Origin of the sequence: Lactonifactor longoviformis DSM 17459, from assembly GCF_900129135.1 — a bacterium.
In the GTDB taxonomy this organism is placed as follows: domain Bacteria; phylum Bacillota; class Clostridia; order Lachnospirales; family Lachnospiraceae; genus Lactonifactor; species Lactonifactor longoviformis.
Map to the genome: position 1 here is coordinate 1 of NZ_FQVI01000058.1, position 5,515 is coordinate 5,515.

At 40.6% G+C, this 5,515-nt stretch carries 10 protein-coding genes; 8 read left to right on the forward strand and 2 right to left on the reverse strand.

The features are described from left to right. On the forward strand, nt 1-877 hold an 877-nt coding region (locus tag BUA56_RS22115; protein WP_207650965.1), incomplete at its 5' end, for a hypothetical protein. On the opposite strand, the gene BUA56_RS22120 is transcribed toward BUA56_RS22115, so the two are convergent. Then, a complete protein-coding gene (locus BUA56_RS22120) occupies nt 874-1,074 on the reverse strand; it encodes a hypothetical protein (RefSeq protein ID WP_072854917.1) in 201 nt (66 codons plus the stop codon). The two genes, BUA56_RS22115 and BUA56_RS22120, sit on opposite strands and share 4 nt — an antisense overlap. 53 nt (nt 1,075-1,127) lie before the next feature. Here BUA56_RS22120 and BUA56_RS22125 point away from each other — a divergent pair, with 53 nt between their 5' ends. From BUA56_RS22125 to BUA56_RS22150, 7 genes are all read left to right on the forward strand, one after another. Next, a complete protein-coding gene (locus tag BUA56_RS22125) occupies nt 1,128-1,388 on the forward strand; it encodes a hypothetical protein (RefSeq protein WP_072854918.1) in 261 nt (86 codons plus the stop codon). 96 nt (nt 1,389-1,484) lie between these two features. After that, the gene (locus BUA56_RS22130) at nt 1,485-1,790 is read left to right on the forward strand and encodes a DUF551 domain-containing protein (RefSeq protein ID WP_072854919.1); all 306 of its coding nucleotides are present in this window, start codon (nt 1,485-1,487) and stop codon (nt 1,788-1,790) included. A gap of 16 nt (nt 1,791-1,806) precedes the next feature. Further along, complete coding sequence (locus BUA56_RS22135; RefSeq protein WP_072854920.1) at nt 1,807-1,986, forward strand: hypothetical protein; 180 nt, start codon at nt 1,807-1,809, stop codon at nt 1,984-1,986. A 114-nt stretch (nt 1,987-2,100) separates the two neighbouring features. Beyond that, entirely contained in the window at nt 2,101-2,427 is a 327-nt protein-coding gene (locus BUA56_RS22140) for a hypothetical protein (RefSeq protein ID WP_072854921.1), read from the forward strand. A 65-nt stretch (nt 2,428-2,492) separates the two neighbouring features. Continuing rightward, on the forward strand, nt 2,493-3,053 hold the full coding sequence (locus BUA56_RS24020; protein WP_341443537.1) for a DNA cytosine methyltransferase: 561 nt from the start codon (nt 2,493-2,495) through the stop codon (nt 3,051-3,053). Between the two features lie 134 nt (nt 3,054-3,187). Next, the gene (locus tag BUA56_RS24025) at nt 3,188-3,868 is read left to right on the forward strand and encodes a DNA cytosine methyltransferase (RefSeq protein WP_341443536.1); all 681 of its coding nucleotides are present in this window, start codon (nt 3,188-3,190) and stop codon (nt 3,866-3,868) included. A 157-nt stretch (nt 3,869-4,025) separates the two neighbouring features. Then, nucleotides 4,026-4,256 carry a helix-turn-helix domain-containing protein gene (locus BUA56_RS22150; protein WP_072854922.1) on the forward strand — a complete coding sequence of 77 codons (231 nt, stop codon included), beginning with the start codon at nt 4,026-4,028 and terminating at the stop codon, nt 4,254-4,256. 177 nt (nt 4,257-4,433) lie between these two features. On the opposite strand, the gene BUA56_RS22155 is transcribed toward BUA56_RS22150, so the two are convergent. After that, nucleotides 4,434-5,515 (reverse strand): tyrosine-type recombinase/integrase (locus tag BUA56_RS22155; protein WP_207650966.1); only part of this gene is annotated, 1,082 nt, incomplete at its 5' end.

Genomic DNA, 5,515 nt, shown 5'->3' on the forward strand with positions numbered 1-5,515 from the left:
CCAATCCGTAGTAAATTACCTGCGGAGGAGCCCTATATGTTTGGTGGGGGAATCTTCTTTTGACGAGACCGCTATTAAAGAACGCATCATCGACGTGCAGTTTGCGAAGAGTGACCGGACAACTGAACATACTAAATCATACCGAAATCTCTCCAAGCATGAGCTGAGGCTAAACGGGCTGGGTAAAGCCTTGCTCATGCTGGTGATGAATATGCCGGATGATGCGGTGGACGGGTTAATACAGAAAAGTCGAGTGTTTGAGAGGATGGATTTTGAAACCAGGACAATCCTTGGAATATCTAATGTATATCTGGGAATTTTGCTTATAAAAGAGCTGTATGAATCTTTTGGATTGGATTTCTGGGAAGAGGCTGGAATTTCAGATAAGTTGGTACAAGAATCCATTATTAATAATACTTACAACTCCCTGGATGGCAGCAGCAAGGTAAATAGCGCGGTTGATTTAATCATCCAGACATTTGATGTAATGGCACTGAAAAATCGGATCCGCAAGGATTATGACTACACAATCAATGAATCAACTGGGGAGCTGTGCTTGCGCTTGAATCTTATATATGATGAGTTTACCAAATATATACGCGAATTTAATGTATCCGATGTTGAGGTCCTTGGGATACGGCAATTCACCAGGCAGTTACGTCGGGAAACATACTGGTTGGACTATGGGTTAAGAAACTTTAAAGAGCGCGACAATAATAGTAATGATGTTAACATACGCCAGAGGTGTTATGTTCTGGATTTGAAAAAACTAAATGAAAATTTAAGCCTTGAAGCATTTGCGTGCGAAATAGATGCTGAAGAAGATTCTGGTTTTATGAAAATTGACAACGATCAGGAAGAGCTACCTTTTGACTAGCAATCATCAATATAATCCCATCCTTTTACTGCATAAGCGGTTTTGATCATTGTGATCATAAAATGTGAGCTGACAATAAAGTCTGGGGGGATTGAAAATCCGAAGGGGTTGTTTGGAATTTGCAAGAATTCCTCATACAGCAGTGCTGCCTCAAATGAATCAAAAAATATAGTTGGAGTTTTAGATATTTTTTTCATAGGGCTCCTTGCGAGATACTAATAAATTTGGATTATAAAAGAGAAAAGTATTTATGAGAAAAAATAAAAAACCATTTTATACAGAGTATATGATAAAACACTGGCCAAAGCCTCCGCGCTGCATATGCAGCAACAGAATTAACAGAGAATTAGGGATTGTATCCCCGACGCTGGAAATGTATACCGCATTAGGGGGAAAGGGAAAGCAGGCCGCAGATGAACTAAAAGAATATAAGGTACGTAGTATGAAATATCTATGCTATAAAAGAAAACTAAGCAAGGCACAGTGGAAAGCTTTATATAGGACAGTGTAAAGAATTCAAAACAGGACAGTATATAAGGTATACCGATAAATCTGCTCTTACTTCGGCAACTTATGAGTTTACGGCTCAAGCCGGGAAAGGAATATTATGGAGAGATTAACACAAGGCACCATACTGTTTGGAGACTCTGAAAAACAAATATATTATAAAAGATTAAGAGAATATGAAGCTACCGGCCTGACTCCGGAAGAAATCATGGACGGCAAGATGCTGACCGGCTGGATTCCGGTGGAGGAGCGGTTGCCGAAAACAAAATATCCAGTACTGACAACAACCTGGGATGGAATTGTTACAATAGCTAATTGGTCTGGCAGCAAATGGAGAACTTATAGATGGGATGAAAAAGTCACTGCCTGGATGCCGCTACCGGAACCGTATAGACCAGAGACTTAAGATTTGAGGTGAGAATATGAAGGATGAGTTTGGTAGAATGAATAATAAATCACAGGCCATTAGAAGTTTGGATAAGGTAAGGATGGCACATTTGTTGCATAGGATTAAGCAGCAACCAGATAAATATCCAGACACAGTTGAAGCGTGGATGGAATGGTTAAATTTGGACAGTGGAGATACAATAGATACACTCTAAAATGTGCAAAAACAGTTGAAAACCGGTTTTCGTTCCGGTAGAGAGGGAAATATTATTTAGAGAAACATCCGTGTTATGGAATGTTAAGATTATGCATATGAAAGCAGGTGGAAGATGAGCAAGTTTGATTTTGATATATTTTATGGGGGATATGACAATCTGGCGGTCAGCAAAGAGAAATACTCTAAGGAACAGGCGATAGAAATTGCAAAAAGAGAGCTTGAATATAGCGGAAAACAAAACCAGGTGTATTTAGCTATTGGCAATGGATATGCAAGACATAGGGCGGGCAGAAATGAAGATGGTGAATGCTGTGTTGGATGGTGGCTGGAATATAAAGAACATAAACGGAGTTGCCCATGTTGGGCATTCCATGTGACACCAAATGACAAGGAACATTTTTTCAAATACTATGAGTATATTCCATTAAACTGGAATTAGTTTAACTGAATAAAAGAAAGGAGGCGGAGCTATCCGGATAAAAGCTGCAGCGGCTCCTTTTGAAGATGAAAGACGATATAATTATTGATTGCTTCGCCGGTGGAGGCGGGGCCAGCGTAGGAATAGAAATGGCCTTGGGGCGTACCGTGGCTATCGCCATTAACCACGATGAACAGGCTATAAGGATGCACAAGACAAATCATCCAGGGACGATCCACCTGACAGAGGATATTTTTAAAGTGGATCTACAGAAATATGTAGCTGGTAGGCATGTGGCTCTCATGTGGGCCTCGCCAGATTGCACCAGCCACAGTAAAGCCAAAGGCGGGCAGCCACGAAAACATGGATTGCGGATATTGCCCTGGGCAGTGTATAAGCACGCCAGGAAAATACTCCCGGATGTGATAATAATGGAGAATGTGGAAGAAATACAGCAGTGGGGACCGCTGGACGAGAAGGGAAAACCCATTCCAGAGCGAAAGAGCGAGGATTACCAGAAATTTATCTCCGCTATGAAATCCCTTGGGTATGATTTCGATAGCCGAGAACTGGTAGCCGCAGACTATGGAGCGCCGACAACTCGCAAACGCTGGTATGCAATTTTTCGGCGGGTGGAAAACCGATAATCTGGCCGGAGCCGACGCATAGTAAAACGGGTAGTGACGGTAAGCAGAGATGGAAACAATGTGGAGACTTCATTTATTGGTCAGACCTCGGTAAGTCTATATTTGACCGTCCGAAACCACTTGCGGATGCCACGATGAAAAGGATTGCTAATGGGTATGTTAAATATGTGGTGAACAATTCAGAGCCATATATTGTCAGAAATAAAGAGGCTGTCTCATTTCTGATTCAGTATCATGGAGAGACAAAACAGGGAGATTCCAGGGGGCAGCTTCTGACAGAACCAATTAAAACAATAGACACAAGTAATAGATATGGTTTGGTCACGGCATTTGTAACAAAATTTTATAAAACAGGAATTGGACAAGGGTGCGACGAACCACTTCATACGATTACAACATCGCCGGGACATTTTGGTTTAGTTTCAGCGTTTTTGATTAAATATTACGGTACGGGTTGCGGACAGGAGCTTTCTTCTCCACTCGGGACGATAACCACGAAGGATAGATTTGGCTTAGTGAATGTTGTGACAGAAATAAATGGAGAAAAGTACATCCTGAGGGATATATACCTTCGGATGCTCAACCCGGAAGAATTAAAGGTAATGCAAGGGTTCCCGAAAGATTATATAATCAGCCGGGACTACAACTGGAAGAACTATCCGATAAGTGAGAGGGTTAAACGTATTGGAAATAGTGTTGTACCGATCATGGCAGAGGCTCTTGTAGCGGCGAACTGCAGATATCTGAAAGCGGGAGACAGACAGCCTTCTCCGTCAGTATACATGCAGGAAAATGGACAGGTGGTATTTGGTTAATTAATTAAACTGGAATTTGATGGAAGAAAGCTCCATAGCTTGATTATACAAAACCACAAAATACATGTAAAGCAAAAAGACTCGACGATAATCGACATATTTCATATAATATGATACAATTGCACATATATAATTTGCATTTTACAATAAGGAGTTGATGAAACGTTTGTTTAATGATAAGCACAGGGTACTAGGTCTTACAATAGCCTATTACCGAAAGATTAAAGGATACACCCAAGCGGAACTTGCGGAGCAGGCAGGTATCAGCCGGACGCATCTTAGCAACATAGAGGCGTCAAACATGGATGTAGGGGTATCGCTGGATACAGTTTTTATGATCGCAGATGCCCTCGAAGTACCAATATGCACATTATTTGAGAAATGTTAAAAACAGGCGCCTTGATTATCCAGGGCGCCTTAAACATTTAATAGAAGATTAGGTTTTATTGCGCTATAACGCAATATTAGACACTATATTGGTGCATTTGGTTAAATGTTCGTATCAAAACTGTTTTAGTATAAAAACGCTAATGTAAGCAACAATTCTCCCTTTATTCTGCAAAATCTATATGTTTTCCATCACATTTACCGCTGTGTTCTGTATTGTTGGGAGTATGTGACTATATGTATCCATTGTTATTTGACAACTACTATGTCCAAGGCGCTCCTGAACTATTTTGGGATGTACGCCATGCGCAAGGAGTACAGAAGCATGCGTATGACGCAAAGCATGAAAATCTCTAGGAGGTATTCCTACTTTCTCGCACATTTTTTTTAACTCCTTGGATATATTCCAGGGGACCCGATATTCCCTAGCTGTTCCAGGAAATACAAAGGTTTCATTCGGGCTGTTTTGTCTTAAATCAGTCAGAAATGCGACCAATTTACTATCAATATCTATCCTGCGCATACCCGCAGGTGTTTTGGTAGTTTTAAGAATAGTTTTCGAGCATGCGCTACTAATTGCTCGTTGCACAGAAATGTATCTCTGCTCCAAATTAATGTCTGACCACTTAAGCGCATATACTTCACCTCTTCTCATTCCGGTTCGAAAAGCAATAATAATACCATTGCGTACCCAGTCGGGACCAGGCGCTGTGATTAGCAACTTATATTCTGCTTCTGAAAATGGCTTGATTTCGGCTCTGGGTGGCCTGGGATAGAAGATTTCTGCAGCAGGATTATAGCTTGTGTAGTGATAATTCATTGCATATTTTAGGCTCAATTGCAGTATTTTGTAGTAAATTCTTCCGGAAGATAGTGCAGAATATTTATTCTTTAAAAAAATAATATATTCATATACCATATCGGGAGTGATGTCGTCAATGTAAAAGCCTGCGAAGTAGTCTTTAACAAATGGTATGCACTTTTCGTATTCGTAGGAGGTAGATTCCATTATCTTGAATCTATGGTCATGAAACCATTCATCAATTAGTTGCGACACAAGCATTTTCTTAGTATGGAAACGACAGATTTCTTCATTAGATTCTGGTGATGCATTTGTCTTTGAATCCGATGCCACATCTATTTCATCCTCTGACATTGGGTTTGTTTTATGCTCTGGCATTGAATATATCTTACGTTCTGATAGAATTTTTGTCGCTGGTGCCGGATGTGAATTTGGCTCTGACGCCGTATTTATTTTTT

Coding starts and splice junctions, on each gene's coding strand:
- BUA56_RS22120 (WP_072854917.1), bottom strand. CDS start 1,074: ATGAAAAAAATATCTAAAACTCCAACTATATTTTTTGATTCATTTGAG.
- BUA56_RS22125 (WP_072854918.1), top strand. CDS start 1,128: ATGAGAAAAAATAAAAAACCATTTTATACAGAGTATATGATAAAACAC.
- BUA56_RS22130 (WP_072854919.1), top strand. CDS start 1,485: ATGGAGAGATTAACACAAGGCACCATACTGTTTGGAGACTCTGAAAAA.
- BUA56_RS22135 (WP_072854920.1), top strand. CDS start 1,807: ATGAAGGATGAGTTTGGTAGAATGAATAATAAATCACAGGCCATTAGA.
- BUA56_RS22140 (WP_072854921.1), top strand. CDS start 2,101: ATGAGCAAGTTTGATTTTGATATATTTTATGGGGGATATGACAATCTG.
- BUA56_RS24020 (WP_341443537.1), top strand. CDS start 2,493: ATGAAAGACGATATAATTATTGATTGCTTCGCCGGTGGAGGCGGGGCC.
- BUA56_RS24025 (WP_341443536.1), top strand. CDS start 3,188: ATGAAAAGGATTGCTAATGGGTATGTTAAATATGTGGTGAACAATTCA.
- BUA56_RS22150 (WP_072854922.1), top strand. CDS start 4,026: ATGAAACGTTTGTTTAATGATAAGCACAGGGTACTAGGTCTTACAATA.